Source organism: Bosea sp. F3-2 (assembly GCF_008253865.1).
Classification (GTDB): Bacteria; Pseudomonadota; Alphaproteobacteria; order Rhizobiales; family Beijerinckiaceae; genus Allobosea.
Genome location: NZ_CP042331.1, coordinates 2,554,459 through 2,575,578, shown reverse-complemented (window position 1 = coordinate 2,575,578; position 21,120 = coordinate 2,554,459). Strand labels below are relative to the sequence as shown.

Sequence of the window (21,120 nt, the reverse complement as noted above, 5' to 3'; positions counted from 1 at the left end):
TCACGCGAACCGGTGTCCACTTCGCTCGAAAATGCTCTAAAGCTTGCCGGCCGACAAGCCCGTCGCGCTATACCGCGATCCGGCTGAACGAGGGACAACAAACGGCATGGCGAAAGGCTTCATCCTCTGCGCCGATGATTTCGCCATGACCGAGGGCGTCAGTCGGGCCATTCTGGATCTGCTGGCGCGTGGCAGGTTGACCGCCACCGGCGCCATGACCAACCGTCCGCACTGGCGCCGGCTGGCGCTGGAACTCGCCGCCTTCGCCGGCACGGCCGATCTCGGCCTGCATCTCAACCTGACCTGCGCCGCCCCGATCGCCACCATGTCCCGCCTTGCCCCCGACGGCACCTTGCCGGGCCTGAAGGACGTCGCGCGTGCCGCTGCGGTCTCGGGTGTGGTCAGGGCCGAGATCGCCGGCGAGATCGCGCGACAGCTCGACGCTTTCGAGGATGCGATGGGCCGTCCGCCGGACTTCGTCGATGGTCACCAGCATGTGCATGTCTTGCCGGGTGTGCGGCGGGCGCTGCTCGATTTGCTGGCCAGGCGCTATCCGGCCGGCTCGCTCTATGTGCGCGATCCGGCCGATCGGGTCGCGGCAATTCGTGCCCGCGGCGTGGCGGTGGGCAAGGCGCTCGTCATCGCCGGGCTTGCGTTGGGCTTCCGTAGCGCGGCGCTCAAGCGGGAGTTGCGCGTCAACTCCGGCTTCGCGGGGGTGGCGCCGTTCGATCCGCATCGCGATTTCGGCGCTGATCTCGCCCGCTTCCTGATCGCGCCCGGCAAGGTGCATCTCGTCATGTGCCATCCCGGCTTCATCGATGCCGAACTGGCCGGGCTCGACCCCGTCACCGCGACGCGGCCGATCGAGCATGCGGCCCTGGCCGCCTTCGAGCCGCCGGCCGGCATGCCGCTGCGCCGCTTTCACGAACTGGCGGGCTGAAGCGCGCCGGGCCCGATACGCAAGCGATTTGTTTACCGGGATCGGCGAATGTCGCCCCAGGGGTTGGATTGGCGCGCCGCTTAGCAGCTGCTGGCGCCGGATTTCGGGGATGTTCGGGGCGATGACGTGGTTCAGACGCGCCTCGGTTGCGGGCGAGTTGGCGCAGCCGATCGGGCGGGGCCTGGGTTCGCTCAGCCGGCAGATCGCCGCCGCCGCCGTGGCCATCGTCGCAGTGGCAGTCGTCCTCGTCGTCATGGCGATCGCGCGCTATAACGACGCCCGCACACGTGCGGATCTCGATCAGAAGATCACGGCGCTCACCCTCATGGTGGTCAATGCAGCACCGTCGCTCATCCTGTCGCGAGACACGAACACCCTCGGCTATATCCTGACCTCGTTGCTGCGCGATCCCGATTTCGATGCCGGCCTGGTCGGGGATGATCTTTCCGCGCAGGCATCGGCCGGGCGCACCGAGGAGGCGCGCCTCTCGCTGACACCTCGCTGGTTGACCGGCCTCGTCGGCGAGGAGCCCTGGAAGGCTTTGCAGGCCCGCGACGAGATCGCGATCGAGGACGCTGTCTTCGTAACCAAGCTTCATGCCGTGCGCGTTGGCGGCCAGCAGAAGCTGATCGGCTATGTGGCGTTGCGGTTTGACAAGACTCGGCTCGTGGCGCGTGCTGCCTGGGAGCAGTTCGTCACCATCGGCCTCGGCCTGCTCATCCTGGTCGTGCTCGGGCCGCTGCTCTGGTTCTCGCTGTCGCGGACGATGCGTCCCTTGCGCAGCATGACGAAATCCATCGTCAGCATTTCCGACGGCAAGCTCGACACGCCCATCGATGCGCTGGAGCGACGCGACGAGATCGGCGCGATCGCCCGCGCGCTCGGCGTGCTCAAGGTTCGTCTCGCGGAGCGCGCGACGCTGCAGGAGAAGCAGAGTGCGTCGGAGGAGGAGCAGCGCGCGCGCCAGCAGGGCGTCGACATGGCGATCACCTCGTTCCGCAGCGAGGTCGGGCTCGCGCTCGAAGCTTTCAAGAATAATGCCGAGCGGATGCGCGAGGCCTCCGACGGTCTCGCACGGGTCGCGGCGGAATCGTCGCAGCGCGCCGCTCGCGCCGCCGACAACGCCCACGGCGCTTCCGGAAATGTCGAGAACGCTGCCCAGGCCGCCGAGGAGATGGGCGCGGCCATTCGGGAAGTCGAATTCCAGGTGCGGCGTGTTCGCACCGAGATCGTCGAGGCGGCTTCCGCCTCGCGCGACACGGCGGGCTCCGTGCGCGAACTCGACGAGACGGCCCGCGCGATCGGCGAGGTCGTCAACCTCATCCGTGACATCGCCGCGCAGACCAATCTGCTGGCGCTCAATGCCACCATCGAAGCCGCGCGCGCCGGTGAGGCCGGGCGGGGATTTGCCGTCGTCGCCTCCGAGGTGAAGTCGCTGGCCGCGCAGACAGCGGACGCAACCGACCGCATCGTTGCTCAGGTCGCCGCCATCCAGGGCGCTACCGGGCAGGTCGTCGGTGCGATCCAGAACATCGCCGAACGCATGAATGCGATCGAGAAATTCGCAAACGCGGTCGCGACCTCGATCGAGCAGCAGGCGATCGCCACCGGCGAGATCGCCAGCGGTGTGGCGATGGCGAGTTCGTCTTCGCTCTCGGTTTCGAGCGATCTCAGCGTGCTGGCTGACAGTGTCGAGGAAACCGGGCGCTCGGCCGAACAGGTGCGCAGCGCCGCCAGCGAGGTTTCCACCCAGGCGCAGCGCCTCGATTCAACGGTCGACCAGTTCCTGCGCAACGTCGCAGCCTGAAGGGCTGCCGGATTTGAAACAAAAAACGGGGCCGAAAGGCCCCGTCTGCATTTTGGCTTGCCGACAGACTCAAGCCTTGGCGGCGTCGTAGAGCTCCGCCACGTAGTCCCAGTTCACCAGGCTCTCGAGGAAGGCCTTGAGGTAGTCCGGGCGACGGTTACGATAGTCGATGTAGTAGGAGTGCTCCCAGACGTCGACGCCGAGGATCGGCGTGGCGCCATTGACGAGCGGGCTTTCGCCATTCGGGGTCTTGCTGACGGCGAGCTTGCCGCCCTTGACCTCGAGCCAGGCCCAGCCCGAGCCGAACTGGCCGACGCCGGCCGCGACGAAGTCTTCCTTGAACTTGTCGACCGAGCCGAAGGCGTCGACGATCGCCTTTTCGAGCGAACCCGGAATCTTGCCGCCGCCATTCGGCTTCATCCACTTCCAGAAATGGAGGTGGTTGTAGTGCTGGCCGGCATTGTTGAACACGGCCGGGTTCTTGCCGTAGGAGCCCTTGACGATCTCCTCGAGCGACTTGCCCTCGAATTCCGTGCCCTTGATGGCATTGTTGCCATTGGTGACGTAGGCGAGGTGGTGCTTGTCGTGATGGTACTCGAGCGTCTCCTTCGACATGAAGGGCTGGAGAGCATCATGAGCATAGGGCAGATCAGGAAGAGTAAAGGACATGAGGCCTCTCCTTGGGCTGTGAAAATCGCTTTAATGAGAATGGCTTGCCGTCAATGGACGGGGGCAGGGAGGCCCTGCCATTCCATGCGATAGTTAAGCCTCCCGGCGCCGGCCGACAACCGCTGCCACCGCGAAATGCGCATGTCTTCTCGACAGACGGTCACAATCACGCCAATTTCCTCCGCCTAAGCCGTCCGGATTGGAAACTCTCCCTTATTCAATACGTTAGATAGTCGCACGCCTTTGCTTCACTTCAGCGTCGGCGCGGCTCATGCCAAGGATGCGAAATTGATCGCGATTTTTACCGTTCTGGGCCTCGTTCTCTTCGGCGGCGGTGCCTACGCCATCTATGACGGCTGGCCCTATCTGGTCCTCGAGCGCGGTTTCACCCAGGTTATCATCGGTTCGATCGCAAGCAGCGCCGGCCTGATCCTGCTGTCGCTTGCCTGGGTGCTGCGCGAGATTGTCGCGCTCAAGCGGTCACTGGCGGAAGGCGTGCAGATGCGTGCGGAGTCGCAAGCCCCGCCGGCTGCCGCTGAAGCCGTTCGTGCGCCGTGGGAGGCTGCGCCCGAGGAGCGCTTCGCGAAACAGTCTGCGATCGTGCCCGCGGCTGTTGGGGCTGCGGCCGGTGCCGTCGCCGTCGGTGCGGTGGCCGATGCGCTCGTGGCGCCGGCGCGGGAGGCGGCATCGTCTGCTCCAGAGAGCGCACCGACTCCGGATCGGGATCTGTTCGGGGCACTGGTGGCAAAGCGTCTCGAGGAGACGGAGCCGCAGCAGGACGAGCAGCGGGACGCGACGTCCCGGGAGCCTGCGGAACCGTTGCCCGACATGTTCGAGGAGATGCCGTTCGGGAAGCCCGAAGAGCCGAAGGATGCTCCGATCGCGATCGAGACGGAGAGCCATGAGCCGGCGGAGATCGTCGCCGCGAAGATCCAGTCAGTGGGCGAGGATGAGGCTCTTGCACATGCGGTCGAGCCGGCCGCCGCGGCTTCCCAGCCTTCGCAGGAGCATGCGGACCGGCTCCCGGCCGAGCAGGATGAAAGCAAGCCTGTCGAACGCGATGTCGATCTCGACGAGTTCAGCGCGCTGCGCGAGAGCCTGGCCGGCCATCTGAACGAACCCCTCCGGACCGGCGCGCGGGTTGAGCCCAGGCTCGCATCGGAGGCCGATCCGTTCGCGGAGGCGGAAGCCTGGATGGACAAGGCCTCGCCGCGCAAGGAGCCATGGTTCGAGAGCCCGGCTCCAGCGGTGGAAACCGCGACCGAAGCCGTTTCGCCGCCATGGCCGCCACGGACGGAGGCGCCGGAGTTTGCTGCTCCTGCCGAGCCGGCAGCTGAGGAACCTCATGCAGAACCGGAGGCTGAAGCCGCTCCGGACGATGCCATGCCGGAGGAGGACGAACAGAAGGCACTCGCGACGCCAGTCGAGGCCGTCGAGGATAAGGTGGAAGACGACCAGGCTCCTTCGCCGGAGCGCGCCGCCTCCGATGAAGGCGTCGTCGGTGCCTATCAGGTCGGCGACGCCCATTTCACCATCTATGCCGATGGCTCGATCCGGGCGCGCACTCCCGATGGCGAGTACAGCTTCGCCTCGATGGACGAGCTCAAGGTCTATCTCGCCAGCGAGAAGAGCCGGTTGGGCATGTGATTGGAGCATTTCCGTGTTTCTCCGAAACGCGGAAATGCTCCAAGCCTTTGCTTTGCCGCATTCTCTTCACGCGAACCGGTATCCACTTCGCTCGAAAATGCTCTAGACGCCGCCGGCGTCCGGCCAGCCTTCGCCAACCGTCTGGATCGCGAAGGCATAGGCCAGCGCCGTCTCCTTCAGGGAGTCGAAGCGGCCGGCGGCGCCGCCATGGCCCGCTTCCATATTGGTGTGAAGCATGATCGGCCCGCCGCCGGTCATCGTGGCGCGCAGCCTCGCCACCCATTTCGCCGGTTCCCAATAGGTCACGCGCGGATCGGTCAACCCGCCCATGGCGAGGATCGGCGGGTAGTTCTGAGCCGCGACGTTGTCGTAGGGCGAATAGCTGCGGATCGTCTCGAATGCTTTCACATCGCGGATCGGATCGCCCCATTCCGGCCATTCCGGCGGCGTCAGCGGCAGGGTGTCGTCCAGGATCGTGTTGAGCACGTCGACGAAGGGCACCTCTGCGACGATACCGGCGAAGAGCTCCGGCGCCATGTTGGCGATCGCGCCCATCAGCATACCGCCGGCGCTGCCGCCTTCGGCGACGATGCGGCTGCGGCTGGTGAAGCCGGCATCGGCCAGTGTCTTGGCCGCGGCGATGAAGTCGGTGAAGGTGTTGCGCTTGTTCTCGCGTTTGCCATCGAGATACCAGCGCCAACCCTTGTCGGTGCCGCCGCGGACATGGGCGATCGCGTAGACGAAGCCGCGATCGACCAGGCTGAGCGGCCGCGTCCGGAACGAGGCCGACATTGCCGAGCCATACGATCCGTAGCCGTAGAGCAGGCATGGCGCCGAGCCGTCGAGCGGCGTGTCGACGCGGTGCAGGATCGAGATCGGCACGCGCGCGCCGTCATTCGCCGTCGCGAAGATGCGGCGCACCTTGTAGGCGGCGGGGTCGTGGCCAGAAGGGATCTCCTGCCGCTTCAGCAAGGTTCGCTCGCCGGTGGCGAGGTTGTAGTCGTAGGTTTCGGCCGGCCGCGCCATCGACGCGTAGATGAACCGCAGCGTATCCGTGTCGAATTCGTAGCCAGGATCCATGCCGAGACCATAGGCCTCTTCCTCGAAGGCGATGCTGCTCTCTGCTCCGCTGGCGAGATCGCGGATGATGATGCGGGGCAGCCCGTCTTCGCGCTCCAGCCGGATCAGCCGCCCCTTCAGGCAGGCATGGCTGAGGATCAGCCGCCCCGGCTTATGTGGCACCAGATCACGCCAGTTCTCGGGCGCGGGCTCTGACATGGGCACGCTGACGATCTTGAAGTCTTCGGCGTCGGCGGCATTGGTCAGGATCAGGAAGTCCTTGCCGTGATGCTCCAGCGCGTATTGCCGTCCGACGAGGCGCGGCGCGATCAGGACAGGCTTGGCATCGGCGGCGTCGAGATCGACCACGCGTGTCTCGGATGTCTCGTGATCGCTGATCGTGATGAGCAGGAACCGGCTCGACTGTGTCCGGTCGATATCGACGAACATGCCGGCATCCGCTTCGTCGTGCAGCAATTCATCGGCGCTGTCAGGCGTGCCCAGGCGATGGCGCAGCACCCGCGACGGACGATGGTCGGCATCGAGTGCGACATAGAAGAACGAGCGCGAATCATTCGCCCAGACGATATCGCCGGTCGTATCCTTGACCTGGTCCGGCAGATCCGCGCCGCTCTCCAAGTCACGGATGCGGATCGTATGCAGTTCCGAGCCGGCTTCGTCCGCGCTCCAGGCAAGCAGCTTGTGGTCGGGGCTGTGCGCGGTGTCGCCAAGGTCGAAGAAGTCCTTCCCTTCGGACAAGGCGTCGGCGTCGAGCATGATCTGCTCGCGCGTCGTCATCCGGCGACCCATCAGTCCGCGCGGGCGCCGGCAGATCAGAGGATGCTCCGCTCCCTTGCGATAGCGTGAATAGTAAAGGAATGGCCCGTCTGGCTGCGGTACGCTGGAATCATCCTCCTTGATCCGCCCGCGCATTTCCTTGACGAGCGCGCGCTGCAGCGTGCGTGTCGGCGCCATCAGCGTCTTGCAGTAAGCGTTTTCTGCTTCGACGTAGTTGCGGATGTCTTCCGGCAATGCATCGGGGTTCCGCAGGACGTCTTTCCAGTTCGCCGCCCGCAACCAATCATAGTCGTCGCGCAGTACGACGCCATGGACGACGGTCTCCTTTGTCCTGATCTCGGCCCTTGGCGCCTTCGGCCAGCCACCGCGGCGAGATGGCGGCGTGCCGCGAACCTGACGATGCTGATCCGAGCGCATGGGAATTCTCCGATGGGGCCGCGACAGGTAGAGAGTGGCGCGCACGCTGGCAAGATGCCTGCGGAATCGTGCGATTGATTTTGCGGTGCAATGAAAAGCACTCGCGCGGGGGTTGAATTATAGAGCTTTCCAGAATTTCAATTGTTGGCAATTGTTCTCTTGCATGAATAATCGGCATGGACTAAACGCTTACCTTGATCAGTCCGCGTTGTCCGATTCTGAACGCGGTAGTGCTTGATCCGCTATCGCAAAGTTTGGTCAGAAATCAGGCAGAGCAAAACGGGCGATCCTCAGAAAACCGCTGCCAAGAACGATAAGGAGTGACATCGCCATGACCGAAAACGAGGGGTCGGATTTCATCGAGCTGACAGCGGATATCGTCTCCGCTTATGTTTCGAACAATTCCGTGCCCGCATCCGAACTGCCTGCTCTGATCAGCGAAGTTCACTCGGCGTTGAATCGCGTCATCGGTGGAGCCGCCCCGGTTGTTCAGGTTGAGGCACCGAAGCCGGCTATTCCGGTGAAGAAGTCGATCACGGCCGATTACCTGATCTGCCTTGAGGACGGGAAGAAGTTCAAGTCGCTGAAGCGGCATCTGCGCACGCAGTACAACATGTCGCCGGAGCAGTATCGCGAGAAGTGGGGCCTGCCGCCGGACTATCCGATGGTTGCGCCGAACTATGCCGAGGCACGCTCGCAGCTCGCGAAGAAGATGGGTCTCGGTCAGCAGCGCCGGAAGCGCCGCTGAGCCCCGATCCGGCCAGCCGATTTGGCAAAGAGGAAGCCGCCGGTCGCCCGGCGGCTTTTTTCATATCTGTCAGCTTTCATACCTGTCAGCCCGTGGCAGGAGCCGGGGATAGCGTAGCGCTAAGGGTTGCCAGCCCGTTTATAAGATTATAATCCTATTTCAGTGATAGACCGCTGGCGGAAAGCGTTGACTGAAACTAGGAACATATCATGAACAACCATGCTGAAAGTGAGACCTCGCTGCGCGCCGCAGCAGGGGCGCGGCTGGCCGAAGCCGCGGTAGCCGGAATGACCAGCGTTCCTCTCGCAGCGTTGCGCGGCGCGACACGTGGCCGTCAGCAAGTGGCCCTGGCGCGGCAGGTGGCGATGTATCTCGCCCACGTCACCTTTGGTCTCAGCCTGACGCGCGTGGGCACATGTTTCGGCCGCGACCGGACGACGGTCCGGCATGCCTGCGCTCTGGTCGAGGATCGTCGCGACGACCTGCGTCTCGAATGCGGGCTCAACGCACTCGAAGCAGCGCTTCTCGCCTTGATGAACAGGTTGGAGCATCGGACCGAAAAGTGGAATCCACTTTTCGGAGAAATCCGATGCTTAAACAAAGGGATAGATCGCCACTTCGCGTCCGATAGGACGCGCGGCGATCGAGCGTGCCGGGCAGGGGAGGCGCGCTGATGACGGCCGGACAGGATCGCAACGAACGGCATCGCCTGCTGCGGCACCTCGCACAGCCCGGGTGCTATGCCATTGCCTCGCCACTGGGATGTGGCCGCATCGCGCTCTATCGGGAGGCACGAGGCGCCAGCCTCGGTGCGGGCTACGTCTCGGCCGAAACGGTGACCGTGCTGATTGCCGATGGGGAGGTCGCATGGAGCGGAGCGGGAAAGACGGCGCGGCTCGCTCTCTGCGGGGGAGCGGCGGCTCTCCCGTCGACGGAAGAAGCACGGTCGGGGACGGGCGATCCGCCGCAGCCCGAATTCGATGAGCGCGAGAGTCCGTTGCTCTGGCTCTATCGGCGGGCCGGAAAAGACGGAAGGCCGCAAATCAGTGACGAGGAATTCGCGGCCGGCGAACGGTTCCGGGCCGATATCACCCTGGCCCAGATGCTGCCTCGCACGACGATGAACTGGGACGCTGCCTTCACGCCTGAACAGTGCGGCCCAGGGCCCCGCGACGTGGCGGGAGCATCCGATACCTCGCTCGCAGCCCGGCAGCGCGTCAGGCTTGCTTGCGACAAGCTGGGGCCGGAGCTGTCGGGGCTCGTCATCGACGTCTGCGGCTTCCTCAAGGGACTCGACCTCGTCGAGAAGGAGCGCCGCTGGCCGGCGCGCTCGGCCAAGGTCGTGCTCCGCATCGCGTTGGCGACGCTCGCGACACATTACGGCCTGGATCGCCCAGCGCGACCGACTGGTCTCCGAAGCTGGCAGGCGCGGGACGCGCGTCCCGCGCTCCTTCCGGCGGCGGCCGAATGATGCGGCTCAGGTTTCCGCGGTGGCGCGAGCGTCGCTTTTGATCCGTTCGATCATCGCGCGCACACCGTTCGAGCGCTGCGGCGTGAGGTGGGCGGCAAGCCCGAGCCGCTCATAGATGGTGAAGGCATCGGTTGCGAGAATTTCGGAGGCTGGCCGCCCGGAGAAGATGGCCAGTGCCAATGCGACCAGTCCGCGCACGATATGGGCGTCGCTGTCGCCGAGGAAATGCAGCTGTGTCTGCGGACCGGGCCCGCCTTCGCGCCGCGCTTCAAGCCAAACCTGACTTGCGCAGCCGCGCACCTTGTTGACGTCGTTGTGCGCGGCTTCGGATAGAGGTTCGAGGCTCTTGCCCAGCTCGATCAGGTAGCGATAGCGGTCATCCCACTCGTCGAGCAGCTCGAAATTGGCGACGATATCGTCGAGGCGTGCTGTCATGTCCTGCCTGGCTGCGATTACCCCCCTTCAGATAGGGGGTGCGACCTCTTCTCGCGAGGGGCATTCTGCGTCAAGCACGCAAAGCCCAGTCTCTTTGTGCCGTGTTAGCGTGTTTTTTCCGATCAGGTTGGATCGCAGCAGCCGTCATTGCGAGGAGCGTCAGCGACGAAGCAATCCAGGGGCCGTCGAGCTCTACGTCCCCCCTGGATTGCTTCGCAGAGCCTGTCCTCGGGCTTGCCGAAGGCAAGACCCGGGGGCTCGCGATGACGGTTCAACCTGATCAAAAAATGTTCTAGCGCGTCGTTGGCTTCGCCGTCGCGGTCGTCATCGCCGTATTCAGGATGCGCTCGCGCATCGCAGGATCGAGCCCGGCGAGGATCTCCGCCGCTTCGCGCGCGGCTGTGAGGCTGCCGGCGGCGTTGCGCGCGCTCGCCTGGGCGGTCTCGACGGCGTGACGAACGGTCTGCGGCAGCGTCGTCTCGGCAGGCTTGTTGCCGTGAACCGGAGAGTTCACCGCAATCAGCCCGATGATCGCGACCTTGCGCAGGAAGTGAGCCATCTCGATCTCCATTGCCGATACCTTCCTTCGGCACCGGACAAGTGAGACTAGGCATCGATCCGGAAAAATCGCGTCATTCCGAATGCTCAAATGCGAGTCGAATGCCACGGACGATCTTCAGGTTCCATTCACCCTGCTGCGAACATCGAGTGTCGTCGCCGAAACACGCGATTTTCGGTTAAAGTCATGAAAAGTATCGGATAATTTTAGTTTTCTGCTTCGGGGAGAGGTTGCCGGACTCTGCGCCTTAAGTCCCGCTTAAACCGCTCGTGGCGAGATGCGTGGCGCGGACGGGTGGTCCGCAGAGTTTAGGCGTTGCGTTCCGTATGGTGATCACAGCACTGAGGACACAGGCGGCGGCACTGGTGCATGTATCGGTGCGGTCGGACCCGGCTGAGCGTTTGCGCCATGAGCGCTTCGTTCTGTCGCGTCTGCTCGTCGGGGGTGGTGTACTCAGTCTCGCCCCAGCCTATCTTGCCTGGCGCGGAGCGCTCGGCGCTTTCGAGGCGGTCATGGTTGTCGCCGCAGCTCTTCCCGTCCTGGCCGTCGTGCTGCTCTCCCGCACCGGCCGGCTCGACATCGCGCATCTGATCTCGTCGGCAGCCCTGTCGCTCTTCATCGTTGCGCTCGCCGCCGCGACGGGCGGCCTGTCATCGCCGTTGCTGCTGTGGCTCGTCGTCGTTCCGGTCGAGGCGGCCCTTTTTGGTTCGCGTGACTTCGTCCTGAGGGCGGGCTGGATGGCTGTTGCGGCTTTGGCGGCCGTCATCGGCCTGCAACATCTCGGCTTCCTGGCCGGACCGGCAGTCTGGACGAGCGAAGCGATGTCGATGCTCGTCATCGTGGCCCTGGCGCAGGTGCTGGTCGCCACCGCCGTCCTCCTGCGTCGGCGCGATGTCGAGGAACGCGCGCACCGCGCGGCGGATACGCGGGCACAGCTCCTTCTCGATCATGTCGGCGATCTGGTGACCTGGCATGACGCCAGCGGCGCGGTCGTCTTCGCTAACGCCGCGGCGCGCGCGCTCGCCGGCGCCGAGCCGCGCGAACTGCTCGGGCGCGGCCTGCTTGATCGCGTCCATGTCGCGGACCGTCCGCTCTTCCTGAAGGCGCTGAGCGATGCCGCCCATGGTGGCGGTTCCGCCACGGCCTGCTTCCGCACGCTCTTCGTCCCCCGGGAAGGGGAGAACCGCCGGCCGGTGTCGCTCTGGCTGGAAATGCAGGCCTATCGCACAGCGGAGGCCGAGGCGAAGGATGGAACCGCCGTGGTCTGCGTGATGCGCGACGTCACGGCGCGCCGGGCCGCCGAGGACGAGCGCGATCGCGGCCATGCCGAGGCCTTGCGCGCGAACGACGTCAAGGCGCAGTTCCTGGCGACGGTCAGTCACGAGCTGCGGACGCCGCTGAACGCCATCATCGGCTTTTCCGAGATGCTGGGCGCCGAGGAGAACGGCTGGATCGATGCGGCCAAGCGGCTCGAATACGCCCGGATCATCCATGCCTCCGGCCACCATTTGCTCGATGTCGTCAACACCCTGCTCGACATCTCGAAGATCGAGAGCGGGGCGATGGCGATCGAGCGCGACCCGCTCGATCTCGCTGAACTCGCCCGCGACTGCTGCACACTGATGGCGCTGCGCGCCCAAAACGGCGGCGTTGCGCTCGAGCGTGTCGCCGGCCCGGCTCTTCCGGCGATCGAGGGCGACAGGCGTGCGCTGAAGCAGGTCGTGCTGAACCTGCTGTCCAACGCGATCAAGTTCACGCCGGCAGGCGGGCGCGTCGTACTGGCCATCGTCCGCGATGGCGATATGATCGACCTCTCCGTTTCCGACACCGGCATCGGCATTGCGGCTGCGGACCTGCCGCGGCTGGGCGACCCCTTCTTCCAGGTCAAGGGCGCCTATGACCGTAACCATGAGGGCACCGGCCTCGGCCTCTCTGTCGTCCGCGGCCTGGTCGGCCTGCATGGTGGGCGCATGACGGTCGAGAGCGCGCTCGGCGTCGGCACGCGGGTCTCGATCCGGCTGCCGGTCGGCTGCGCTGAGGGCGTCGAGCCGTTGGCCAAGATCGTCACTTTCGCACGGGCTCCGCGCAAGGGGCTCGAAACCAAAGAACCACTCCGTCTGACTGCCTGAAACCGAGCTGACCGATGTCCGTGACCATGGCCGCCCGCGCCCATTCCAGCGCTTCTTTGTCCGCACCGGTCCGGCGCGCGCAGCCGGCGCGCCGCAAATCGTCCTGGCTCGGGCGGGTCGGCCGCACGGTCGGCCGGCGGCCAGGCCGCGCGATCCTGCTTCTCGCCTTCGGCATCGTTTCCTGTGCGATCGTCGCCAATGCGCTGATGTTCCAGAAGGCGCGCCACCCGGCGCCGATGCTCTCGGCTGCGCCGGCCGCGCCGCCGCGCGCCGCGGCCGAACGCCGCGCTGAGCCGACGCCGGTCCAGGAGGCCGCCCCGGCTCCGACCCCGGCGGCTGCGCCCTCGCGGCCACCCGCACGGCCGGCCGACCTTTCGAATGCACAGCCGGTGCGCGAGGCGGCGCCACGTCCGCCGGCCCCGGTCGCCAGCCAGCCGCGCACGGCGCAGGCCGCCACGACATCGGTGCCTAAGGCGGCTCCGACCCCGGTCCGCGATCCGATCGCAGATCTCATCAATGGCGGCGACCTTCGCCCGCCAGCCGACGTCAAGGGCGCCCGTTCGGCCGCTGCGCCGCGCCGCTCGGCCGAGAACTGAAGTCGGGCGGCGCCGGGCGATGGCGCGTCTGACCAGCGATTTCTGGGTCTCGGCCTATCTCCGCCAGGCCGCTTTTGATGGGCTCGTTGCCGTGCTGCGCCGCCGCGGCGCGCGCGAGGCCGGCGCGATCTTCGTCAAGCTCGATCGCCTCGACGGCACGGCCGCACTCTATGGCCCGGCGCCGCAATCATTGGCCGAGGATGATGGCGAGCGCCGCTTCCAGCTCCTGATCGATGCCGATCCGCTCACGGTCGAGGATCGGGTCGATAAGGAACTGCGCTTCGACAGCGATCTCTGGCTGGTCGAGATCGAGAACCGGGTCGGCGATCCGCGCCTCAAGCTTGCCGAGGGCTAGGGTCCGTACTCGTTATGGATGGTGTTCTGATCGGGCCAAAATGCCCGAAAGCCAGGAGGAGCCCGCCGCCCGATGCCCCTCGGCGTCGGGCAAGGAACCGACACAGCTGTCGGGCATTTTCGCCCGACCCGTTTGGGCGCGGGCCTTTTGGGCGGCTGGTGCGTCGCGCGGCCTTGCAAACCAAGTGGTTTGCTGCGGCCACGCTCCTGCCCGCCGACCAAAATGCCCGGAGTCGGAACACCATCCATAACGAGTACGGACCCTAGGTAGCGCGCGGCCAACAGTTAAGTCTCTTCAGGACTTGCCGTTGCGTCAGAGCACTCACTCGATATTTTGCGGGAGTGCTGCAGGTCATCACCTTGGCCTGGCACTAGAGACCCTCCTCAATGTTCCTCTCCCGCATTGCCGCCGGCGCACTTGCGCTCGGTCTCCTCGCGCTGCCCGCATTTGCCAAAAATTTCGCCGTCCCGGCCAAGAACCCGTCGATCACCATCACTCTTCCAAATGATTGGTCGACCGAGGAAATCGAGTACGGCTTCCAGGCACGACCGAAGGATGAGGGCGTCTTCTTCTCCGTGGAGTCCGCAGAAGCACGCCAGATCGACAAGATGATTTCCGACGCTCAGAAATGGATGCGCGACAACAAAATCAAAGCTGTCGAGCCGATCAAGGCCGATATGAAAATCAACGGCATCGATTCGACGGTTTTCCAGTTCCGCACGAATGACGAGAACGGACCCACGACGGTTGATCTGATCCTGATGCCGGCGGGCAATGGTCGAGTGATGATGCTGACCGTCTGGGGCAACGACGAGGAGCGCGGGACCAACGGCAAGGCGTTGGACGCGATTTTCGGAAGCATCAAGTCGATCAACTAGCCAGTTTGGAACGGAGCTGAGCGGCTAGAGCACGCGCCGATCTGACTGCAACGCAGTCAGATCGGATCACGCGTTCTCTATCAATATCTTAGAGACGGATTCACCGATCAGTTGATTCAACCTGATCGGATCCGGCTCCAGAGCAGAGACGCCTGCGCTGGCCGCTCAGGTTCAGGATCATCTAGCGCTTTCTCTCAGCCCCGCTCGCGCCTTGCGCCGATCCGGCCGAGAACCTCGGAGAGACCGGGCTGAGCATCCGGCCGGGCCGCGCCGGGCCGGGCCGGCGTTCCGCTCGGGTCCATCGCCGGCTGGTACTGGCCTTTGCGCTGAGGAGCGGACACGGGCTGCACGCCGGCGATCAGCATCGCCAGCCGGAACGCGATCGATGGCTTGACCAGGCGCATCAGATCGACCAGTGCGAAGATCCGTTCGACCGAATGCGCCGTCTCGTCGCCGAGGCGGATCAGGAAGCGCGTTGCGTCTTCGACGCGCACGCCGCTGGCAATGAGGCTCAGGGCCGCAAGATCGCGTGAGGCATCGCCCGCGATCGCAGCGGCGAACGGCGCGCCGCCGCCGAGATGCCCGGCGACCGCCGCGAACGCGCTCGCGCGGTCGTCGCCGGCCAGTGTGAGCCAGTCGGCAAAGGCCGCGCTTCCCACGGCCGGCCGCCGCTCGCCCGGATGCAGGGCCTCGCGCGCCATCAGCGATTCGAGGATGGCGAGGCGGCGCTCAGATCCCGCGCGCAGGAAGAGCGGTGCGAGTTCGAGATTGGACAGATCTTCTCGCGCCAGAAGGCCGAGCTGATAGGCCGCATCGGCCTGTGAGCGGGCGATCAGAGTATCGACGGCGGCGCGAGGCAGCGGCGCCTCGCGATTGTCGATCAGCGCGAGGTCGATAACGCGGTCGGCTTCGGAGACCAGCAGCAGGACTGCGGTGTTGGTGAGGTCCTTGCGGGCGGCGAGGGCGCCGCGGATCGCTGTATCACCGGTCTCGGCAAGCCGTTCGAGCTCGGCAGGCGAGAGCGGCATGCCGTGACGCAGCATCTCGATCAGCACGGCGCCGCCGCGCGCGGCCAGCATTGTCAGCACCGCGATCGGGGTATGCCGCCAACCTGCAAGCTTGCGCGCCAGGATCAACGCTGTCGGCTCGTCGATGGTCGGAATCAGTGCCACAGCCATCTCGCTGAAGGCGGCGAGATCCTCCCGCGGCGGCTGCGGGGTCGACATCAGCAGATCGGCCTTCACCCGCAGCGAGACCTGACTGAGGCCGAGGTCACCGTTGCGGGCGAGGCGGGCAAGGTCGGCGAGTTCCTGGGATATACGGGCAGGCATGGTTGGCTCGGCTGCGATTCCGACGGGTTCGCTAAGATTATCCCCGAGGCATTAAGGCCACGTTAACCATGCTGGCGCCTGATGTTCTTGAGGGCCCTCGGGTGCGGCCTTGCGCACCAGAACGGCTCTCGCGATCAGAACTCGGGCGCTGGATAGGAGGCGCTTCATGGCCGTCATCATCCCCTTTGCGCTCTATCGCTACCCGCAGGCACGATCCTGCCCGTTTCCGCGACGTATGGCGGAAATCCTGTTCTTCACTGGCGTCCGCTACGAGCAGGCTGCCGAAACCTCTCCGCTTCAGGCCAAGGCGCGCCCTGCGCGGCGCCCGCGCAAGGCGGTGCGGAAGATGGATCACAGGCAGCCCGCGTGAGACGACGCCTACCCGACGAAACGCTGCGGGCCGGACCGCCGTCCCTAACCGTTGCCGCCCTGGCGCTGACGTCTGCGCTTGCCCTTGCCGCCTGCACGGCGACCGACGGCGATCTCGGCCGCCCGCGCCCGACTGTCTGGTCGCAACTCATCGCGCCAGAGAGCGGCTTCCTCGCGGCAGCGGCCCGGGGGGAGGCTGCGTCCTATTTCCGCCTGACGGATGATGAGGAGCAGCTTCGTGATCGCGCCTGGCGCTTCATCATGCCCGGCAGCCCGCACAGCGTCTTCCAGGGAGAGATTTCCAATCTCGCCCATACCCGCATCCTGCCCGTTGCGGCTCAGTCGACGGACGTCTCGGATTATTTCCGCGGGCTGACCTCGATGTCCTTCGCCTCGCAGGCCTCGCGCTATAACCGCCTCGCGGAGGACGCGAATGCCGACCGCCTGCTGGTTGGCCCGTTCCGCGCCAATGCAATGCGCGTCGTCACCATGGATCGCGTCCGCATGCGTACCGCCGAGGCTTCGCCGGATGTCGTCCCCGGCAAGCAGGAGCCGGCCATGGCACGCGTGATCGAGAACGAGGGCCTGATCTACTGGGTCTGCGAGCGCCTGGATTTCCGGATCAGGAGCTATCGCTACGCGCTGACCAATCTCGTCGTCGAGATGCCTTCGCGGGAGGCGGTTCGGGCTGAACGCGCGATCATGGCGCTGGCGGCCGAGTCCGCGCCGCTCTGCCAGATGCCGCTCAATGGCGCTTTCGGCGAGGGCAAGCGACCCGTCGTCTACAAGGGGTAGATGAGCATTTTTCGATCAGTCTGAACCGTCATTGCGAGCGCAGCGAAGCAATCCAGGGGGACTGGGTGAGACGTTCAACCCAGTCCCCCTGGATTGCTTCGTCGCTTCGCTCCTCGCAATGACGGCTGCTGCGATCAAACCTGATCGAAAAGGGCTCCAGTGTCGCCGAATCGGGTCTCGCTCAGTTCGCCATCCCGCATTCGACACCGGTCGCGAGTGCTTCGGCATCGGCCCTGTCAGAGGGCAGGCGGAAGAGGACGCGCACCACGATCAGTCCCTGATCGGTATCGGAGACGATCCGCAGCTCCCGGCTGGTTTCGCCTTCCTCGTCGGCTGCGATGCGCTCGTCGCGCTGGGCTTCGGTCATGACCAGGAATTCGAGCACGCCGCGGATCGCCGCCCGGTCGGTGATCGCGTAGATCACGCCGCCGCCTTGGCGGTGCAGCGTCAGACCGAGCGGCAGAACGCCAGTTCTGGCGACGACGCGCATCGGTCCGTTGGAGAGATCGTAGCTGCAGATCGCCGTGACGACATCGGGGTCGGCTTCGCGCAGCGTCGGCAGCCCCCGCGCTTGGCCAGGCACCGGGATGAGTTGGGCATGGCCGTCGGTACCCAGTTCACGGTAGGCATGCGCGGCATCGCGCAAGGACAGTGCGGGCACGGCCAGGATGGTGACGATATGCACGATGGCGGCAAGGATCAGCCCCGCCAGCGTGGTCATGACAAGGCGCACGAAGCCGCTGCGCAGCCGGGCTTTCCATTTTGCGGCGGGTGGAGCAGGGGCCATCGCCACGTCGTGTTCAATCGCGCTCATCGGCAGTCGAGGCGTGCGATGCGGGGCAGGTTGGTGGCGCGCGTCTCGCCGGTCTGGCTGGAGATCGGGGTGTCGTAAAGGCGTAAGCGGAACTGGAAGCGCCCGCTCGCCGGCAGGGGAAGCCAGTTGCCTGCCACGGGCGTTGCAGCCGCCGCGATCGATAATTGCCCGTCCTCGGGGCGGACGATCTCGGAATCCGTGAAGCTCGCGCGTTCCAGCGGCAGTCGGAACGGCAGCCCGTCGCTATCGGTGACGCCGAGCGTCCAGCCGCGCGTCGTCGGCGTGGTGCCGGACAACCGGTAGCGGCAGCGCCCATCGAGCAACTGTCCGTCATCGTCGCGCTCGGCGATGAGCTCGAGGCCTTCGCCGGAACCCAGCGGCAGATGGACGCCGCGGGCGAGATAGGCGCGCATATAGGGGTCGATGTCGCGCCCGCCGCTGCGCGGCCAGGCCGTCCAGGCCCCGACCTCGACCTTGCCGAGAGCGGGCCGGCCGGCCACGGCCCAATGTGCGGAGCCAAGGCCGAGCCCGGCTCCGAGCGCCAGGATATAGGCGAGATCGAGAATCCGCACGCTTGCCTTCCGCTGGCGTAATGCCCCTGACGCGAATTGACCCCTGTGAACTCGGGTCGTCAACCGTGCGTGCCTGGAGGCCGCTGCGTTTTCATGGAAGCCCGGGATGACGGCATGGCTGTCCGGTTCGTATCGCGCTGGCGGGTGCCAGCACGGTCTCCTCCCTTCCCCCCTTGTGGGGAAGGGTATGGGGATGGGGGTGGTGCCGCTTGGTGAGCGTTGAACCCAATCGTTCGACCCCCACCCCTGCCCCTCCCCACAAGGGGGAGGGGTTCCCCGCGCCTGTCATCTCCGTCGCTGTTCTCTGGAAAGCCTTCGATCCATTGTGCTTTCTAAGACGGTACTCAAAACCAACCGGACAGCCATGGGATGACGGCGTGGTTCCGCGTCAAATCAGCAGCCTCTAGCGCAACCGCGTGTCGGCCCCGGAGACCTCACGGATGCCGACCTGCACAGGCTTGCCGGCCATGCGCGACCGCTCGATCGTCTTGAACAGCGAGCCGACCGCCGACAGCACCTCGAAGGATTGCCGCGGCATGTGCCCGGCGCCCGGCCCCGGCAGCGGACCCGCATCAGGCGCCGCCGGGCCGGCCTTGGCTACGGCCAAAGCCTTCGGATCAGTGGTGGGCACGCCCGGAATCGGCTTCAGCTCCAGCCCCTGATGGGCGAATTGCATGATCTCCTTGAAGGTCATCGCCGGCAGCGAGCCGCCGGTCATGTTGGCGGTCTCCGCCGAATTGTCGTTGCCGAACCAGACGGCCCCGACGAGGTTGCCGGAGTAGCCGACATACCAGGCGTCCTTGTAGCCATTGGTGGTGCCGGTCTTGCCGGCCGTCACGACGCCGTCCAGCGCCGCGCGGCGGCCGGTGCCTTCGGTCGGCACTTTCGAGAGCATGAAGTTCATGTCCTGTGCGACCTGCGCGCTCAGCACCTGCTTCGGCGGCGGCTCGTCCCGGTCATGGCGATAGATCACCTCGCCCTGCGAGTTGCTGATCTCGAGGGCGGCATAGGGCTTCGCCCGCTTGCCGCCATTGGCGAGGGAGGCATAGCCCGCCGCCTGGTCGATGACGGTGACCTCGGCCGCGCCGATCGGCAGCGAGACGGTGTCGGTCAGCGGCGTGGTCAGGCCCATGGCACGGGCGGTCTCGACGATCTTCTTGCGTCCGATCGCGGCCGCGCGCGCCTCGTGTGTCTCGCCGGTGGCGCGGCCGATGGCGATCGACATCTGCACCGGGATCGTGTTGATCGACTTGGCCAGCGCGACGGTCAGCGGCATCGAGCCGGCGTAGGAGCGGCCGTAATTGTTCGGGCACCAGTTGCCGATGCAGACCGGGCGGTCAGTGACGGTGGTGGTGGGCTTGTAGAGACCGGACGAGAGCGCCGCCGCGTAGACATAGACCTTGAAGGAGGAGCCGGGCTGGCGCTGGCTCGCCGTCGCGCGGTTGAACTGGCTGGCCCCATAGTCCCGGCCGCCGACGATCGCGCGCACCGCCCCGTCCGGGTCCATGATGACGGTCGCGGCCTGCTTGACGCGGTAGGCCGGGCCATGCTGGCGCAGAACCGTCTCGATCGCTTCGTCCGCGCGGGCCTGGATCGCGGAATCATGCGGCGTCTTCACCAGCAGCACGCGATCGGGCCCGAGCTTGCCGTCCGTCGCCAGTTCCTTCACCGTGTCGAAGGCCCAGTCGAGATAGTAGTCGGGGCTGGAATCGCGCTTGCGATCGACCGGTGTGGCCGGGTTGCGCTTGGCGCTGTCGACCTGGCCGGCGGTCATGAAGCCGGCATCGACCATGGCATTGAGCACGTCGTTGGCGCGCGCGCGGGCGGCCGGCAGGTTCACATGCGGCGCATATTTCGTCGGCGCCTTGAACAGGCCGGCGAGCATCGCCGCCTCGGCCAGCGAAACGTCCCTCACCGACTTGCCGAAATAGTATTCGGCCGCCGCCGCGACGCCGAAGGTGCCGCCGCCCATATAGGCGCGGTCGAGATAGAGCTTGAGGATCTCATTCTTGGTCAGCCGGGTCTCCAGCCACAGCGCCAGGAAGGCTTCCTTGATCTTGCGGTCGAGCGAACGCTCGTTGTTGAGGAACAGGTTCTTGGCGAGCTGTTGGGTCAATGACGAACCGCCCTGGACCACGCCCGAAGCCCGGGTGTTGACCATCAAGGCCCGGAAGGTGCCGATCACATCGATGCCGAAATGGTCGTAGAAACGGCGGTCCTCGGTCGCCAGCACGGCCTTGAGCAGATGGTCGGGCATCTCCTCCAGCTTGAGGGAATCGTCGTGACGCGCCCCACGATGGCCGATCGGCGCGCCGTAGCGGTCGAGGAAGGTGACGGCGAGGACCTGGTTCTTGAGCGCTTCCTCGCTGCCGATGCGGAAGGCGGGTAGGGAGAGCATCAGCAGGATGAGCGAGCCGACGATGCCGATATTCAGCCCTTCGCTTGCGAATTCGGCGGCGACGCGCCTGGCGCCGGTGACAGTCAGCCGGTCGGCATGGCTGCGGATGCGCTCATAGATTTCTCCGGCGCGGCGCCCCGCGCCCCACAGGCTGGCATCGAGCCATGAATCGGCGGCGAGCGCATAGCGCTTCAGCCGCGTCTTCCAGCCTGCCTTCCTGAACTCCATGGCCGTTCCAGGCTTCCCGAATGGCCCCCGACACAGTCCTGCCGTGCCATGATCGTCTTGGCAACAGCATTGCGTCCGAGAATGGACACATAGTCGCGCGCCGTC

At 65.7% G+C, this 21,120-nt stretch carries 20 protein-coding genes; 12 read left to right on the top strand and 8 right to left on the bottom strand.

The window, feature by feature from the left end; genetic code table 11:
* The first annotated feature begins 106 nt into the window (after positions 1-106).
* A complete protein-coding gene (locus tag FQV39_RS11870) occupies positions 107-940 on the top strand; it encodes a ChbG/HpnK family deacetylase (protein WP_149130478.1) in 834 nt (277 codons plus the stop codon).
* A 121-nt stretch (positions 941-1,061) separates the two neighbouring features.
* Entirely contained in the window at positions 1,062-2,747 is a 1,686-nt protein-coding gene (locus FQV39_RS11865; RefSeq protein WP_187640252.1) for a methyl-accepting chemotaxis protein, read from the top strand.
* A gap of 69 nt (positions 2,748-2,816) precedes the next feature.
* Here the strand turns inward: FQV39_RS11865 and FQV39_RS11860 are convergent, their stop codons facing one another.
* Positions 2,817-3,416 (bottom strand): superoxide dismutase, encoded by a 600-nt coding sequence (locus FQV39_RS11860; protein WP_149130476.1) that lies wholly within the window; start codon positions 3,414-3,416, stop codon positions 2,817-2,819.
* A gap of 288 nt (positions 3,417-3,704) precedes the next feature.
* On the opposite strand from FQV39_RS11860, the gene FQV39_RS11855 reads away from it, so the two are divergent.
* Positions 3,705-5,063 (top strand): hypothetical protein, encoded by a 1,359-nt coding sequence (locus FQV39_RS11855; RefSeq protein ID WP_149130475.1) that lies wholly within the window; start codon positions 3,705-3,707, stop codon positions 5,061-5,063.
* Positions 5,064-5,165: 102 nt separating this feature from the next.
* Here the strand turns inward: FQV39_RS11855 and FQV39_RS11845 are convergent, their stop codons facing one another.
* On the bottom strand, positions 5,166-7,337 hold the full coding sequence (locus tag FQV39_RS11845; protein ID WP_149130473.1) for a S9 family peptidase: 2,172 nt from the start codon (positions 7,335-7,337) through the stop codon (positions 5,166-5,168).
* A gap of 331 nt (positions 7,338-7,668) precedes the next feature.
* On the opposite strand from FQV39_RS11845, the gene FQV39_RS11840 reads away from it, so the two are divergent.
* The 3 genes from FQV39_RS11840 (at position 7,669) to FQV39_RS11830 (ending at position 9,556) form a co-directional block, all read left to right on the top strand.
* A complete protein-coding gene (locus tag FQV39_RS11840; protein WP_112578594.1) occupies positions 7,669-8,085 on the top strand; it encodes a Ros/MucR family transcriptional regulator in 417 nt (138 codons plus the stop codon).
* Between the two features lie 209 nt (positions 8,086-8,294).
* Positions 8,295-8,759 carry a helix-turn-helix domain-containing protein gene (locus FQV39_RS11835; RefSeq protein ID WP_210251201.1) on the top strand — a complete coding sequence of 155 codons (465 nt, stop codon included), beginning with the start codon at positions 8,295-8,297 and terminating at the stop codon, positions 8,757-8,759.
* Positions 8,759-9,556, top strand: coding sequence for a DUF6456 domain-containing protein (locus FQV39_RS11830; protein ID WP_149130472.1), 798 nt, complete (start codon positions 8,759-8,761; stop codon positions 9,554-9,556). The genes FQV39_RS11835 and FQV39_RS11830 overlap by 1 nt, the downstream gene beginning before the upstream one ends.
* 6 nt (positions 9,557-9,562) lie before the next feature.
* Here the strand turns inward: FQV39_RS11830 and FQV39_RS11825 are convergent, their stop codons facing one another.
* Together FQV39_RS11825 and FQV39_RS11820 are read right to left on the bottom strand one after the other, a co-directional pair.
* Complete coding sequence (locus FQV39_RS11825; RefSeq protein ID WP_149130471.1) at positions 9,563-9,991, bottom strand: SufE family protein; 429 nt, start codon at positions 9,989-9,991, stop codon at positions 9,563-9,565.
* 292 nt (positions 9,992-10,283) lie between these two features.
* The gene (locus tag FQV39_RS11820) at positions 10,284-10,550 is read right to left on the bottom strand and encodes a hypothetical protein (RefSeq protein ID WP_149130470.1); all 267 of its coding nucleotides are present in this window, start codon (positions 10,548-10,550) and stop codon (positions 10,284-10,286) included.
* 326 nt (positions 10,551-10,876) lie between these two features.
* Here FQV39_RS11820 and FQV39_RS11815 point away from each other — a divergent pair, with 326 nt between their 5' ends.
* The 4 genes from FQV39_RS11815 (at position 10,877) to FQV39_RS11800 (ending at position 14,508) form a co-directional block, all read left to right on the top strand.
* Positions 10,877-12,679, top strand: a complete 1,803-nt coding sequence (locus FQV39_RS11815; RefSeq protein ID WP_149130469.1) for a sensor histidine kinase — start codon at positions 10,877-10,879, stop codon at positions 12,677-12,679.
* A gap of 14 nt (positions 12,680-12,693) precedes the next feature.
* On the top strand, positions 12,694-13,275 hold the full coding sequence (locus FQV39_RS11810) for a hypothetical protein (protein ID WP_149130468.1): 582 nt from the start codon (positions 12,694-12,696) through the stop codon (positions 13,273-13,275).
* 19 nt (positions 13,276-13,294) lie between these two features.
* Positions 13,295-13,630 carry a DUF1491 family protein gene (locus FQV39_RS11805; protein WP_149130467.1) on the top strand — a complete coding sequence of 112 codons (336 nt, stop codon included), beginning with the start codon at positions 13,295-13,297 and terminating at the stop codon, positions 13,628-13,630.
* 386 nt (positions 13,631-14,016) lie between these two features.
* Complete coding sequence (locus FQV39_RS11800) at positions 14,017-14,508, top strand: hypothetical protein (RefSeq protein ID WP_149130466.1); 492 nt, start codon at positions 14,017-14,019, stop codon at positions 14,506-14,508.
* 194 nt (positions 14,509-14,702) lie between these two features.
* On the opposite strand, the gene FQV39_RS11795 is transcribed toward FQV39_RS11800, so the two are convergent.
* On the bottom strand, positions 14,703-15,839 hold the full coding sequence (locus tag FQV39_RS11795; RefSeq protein WP_149130465.1) for a DUF2336 domain-containing protein: 1,137 nt from the start codon (positions 15,837-15,839) through the stop codon (positions 14,703-14,705).
* 166 nt (positions 15,840-16,005) lie between these two features.
* Here FQV39_RS11795 and FQV39_RS11790 point away from each other — a divergent pair, with 166 nt between their 5' ends.
* The gene (locus FQV39_RS11790) at positions 16,006-16,209 is read left to right on the top strand and encodes a hypothetical protein (protein ID WP_149130464.1); all 204 of its coding nucleotides are present in this window, start codon (positions 16,006-16,008) and stop codon (positions 16,207-16,209) included.
* Entirely contained in the window at positions 16,206-17,003 is a 798-nt protein-coding gene (locus FQV39_RS11785) for a hypothetical protein (RefSeq protein WP_149130463.1), read from the top strand. Before FQV39_RS11790 ends, FQV39_RS11785 begins: the two co-directional genes overlap by 4 nt.
* 181 nt (positions 17,004-17,184) lie before the next feature.
* Here FQV39_RS11785 and FQV39_RS11780 read toward each other — a convergent pair whose 3' ends face one another.
* From FQV39_RS11780 to FQV39_RS11770, 3 genes are all read right to left on the bottom strand, one after another.
* Positions 17,185-17,817, bottom strand: coding sequence for a DUF1254 domain-containing protein (locus FQV39_RS11780; protein ID WP_149130462.1), 633 nt, complete (start codon positions 17,815-17,817; stop codon positions 17,185-17,187).
* On the bottom strand, positions 17,814-18,389 hold the full coding sequence (locus tag FQV39_RS11775; protein ID WP_149130461.1) for a DUF1214 domain-containing protein: 576 nt from the start codon (positions 18,387-18,389) through the stop codon (positions 17,814-17,816). Before FQV39_RS11775 ends, FQV39_RS11780 begins: the two co-directional genes overlap by 4 nt.
* 403 nt (positions 18,390-18,792) lie before the next feature.
* Complete coding sequence (locus FQV39_RS11770) at positions 18,793-21,015, bottom strand: transglycosylase domain-containing protein (RefSeq protein WP_149130460.1); 2,223 nt, start codon at positions 21,013-21,015, stop codon at positions 18,793-18,795.
* Positions 21,016-21,120: the final 105 nt, after the last annotated feature.

Coding starts and splice junctions, on each gene's coding strand:
- FQV39_RS11790 (WP_149130464.1), top strand. CDS start 16,006: ATGGCCGTCATCATCCCCTTTGCGCTCTATCGCTACCCGCAGGCACGA.
- FQV39_RS11780 (WP_149130462.1), bottom strand. CDS start 17,817: ATGAGCGCGATTGAACACGACGTGGCGATGGCCCCTGCTCCACCCGCC.
- FQV39_RS11820 (WP_149130470.1), bottom strand. CDS start 10,550: ATGGCTCACTTCCTGCGCAAGGTCGCGATCATCGGGCTGATTGCGGTG.
- FQV39_RS11815 (WP_149130469.1), top strand. CDS start 10,877: ATGGTGATCACAGCACTGAGGACACAGGCGGCGGCACTGGTGCATGTA.
- FQV39_RS11845 (WP_149130473.1), bottom strand. CDS start 7,337: ATGCGCTCGGATCAGCATCGTCAGGTTCGCGGCACGCCGCCATCTCGC.
- FQV39_RS11770 (WP_149130460.1), bottom strand. CDS start 21,015: ATGGAGTTCAGGAAGGCAGGCTGGAAGACGCGGCTGAAGCGCTATGCG.
- FQV39_RS11870 (WP_149130478.1), top strand. CDS start 107: ATGGCGAAAGGCTTCATCCTCTGCGCCGATGATTTCGCCATGACCGAG.
- FQV39_RS11860 (WP_149130476.1), bottom strand. CDS start 3,416: ATGTCCTTTACTCTTCCTGATCTGCCCTATGCTCATGATGCTCTCCAG.
- FQV39_RS11830 (WP_149130472.1), top strand. CDS start 8,759: ATGACGGCCGGACAGGATCGCAACGAACGGCATCGCCTGCTGCGGCAC.
- FQV39_RS11795 (WP_149130465.1), bottom strand. CDS start 15,839: ATGCCTGCCCGTATATCCCAGGAACTCGCCGACCTTGCCCGCCTCGCC.
- FQV39_RS11810 (WP_149130468.1), top strand. CDS start 12,694: ATGTCCGTGACCATGGCCGCCCGCGCCCATTCCAGCGCTTCTTTGTCC.
- FQV39_RS11800 (WP_149130466.1), top strand. CDS start 14,017: ATGTTCCTCTCCCGCATTGCCGCCGGCGCACTTGCGCTCGGTCTCCTC.
- FQV39_RS11805 (WP_149130467.1), top strand. CDS start 13,295: ATGGCGCGTCTGACCAGCGATTTCTGGGTCTCGGCCTATCTCCGCCAG.
- FQV39_RS11835 (WP_210251201.1), top strand. CDS start 8,295: ATGAACAACCATGCTGAAAGTGAGACCTCGCTGCGCGCCGCAGCAGGG.
- FQV39_RS11840 (WP_112578594.1), top strand. CDS start 7,669: ATGACCGAAAACGAGGGGTCGGATTTCATCGAGCTGACAGCGGATATC.
- FQV39_RS11865 (WP_187640252.1), top strand. CDS start 1,062: ATGACGTGGTTCAGACGCGCCTCGGTTGCGGGCGAGTTGGCGCAGCCG.
- FQV39_RS11825 (WP_149130471.1), bottom strand. CDS start 9,991: ATGACAGCACGCCTCGACGATATCGTCGCCAATTTCGAGCTGCTCGAC.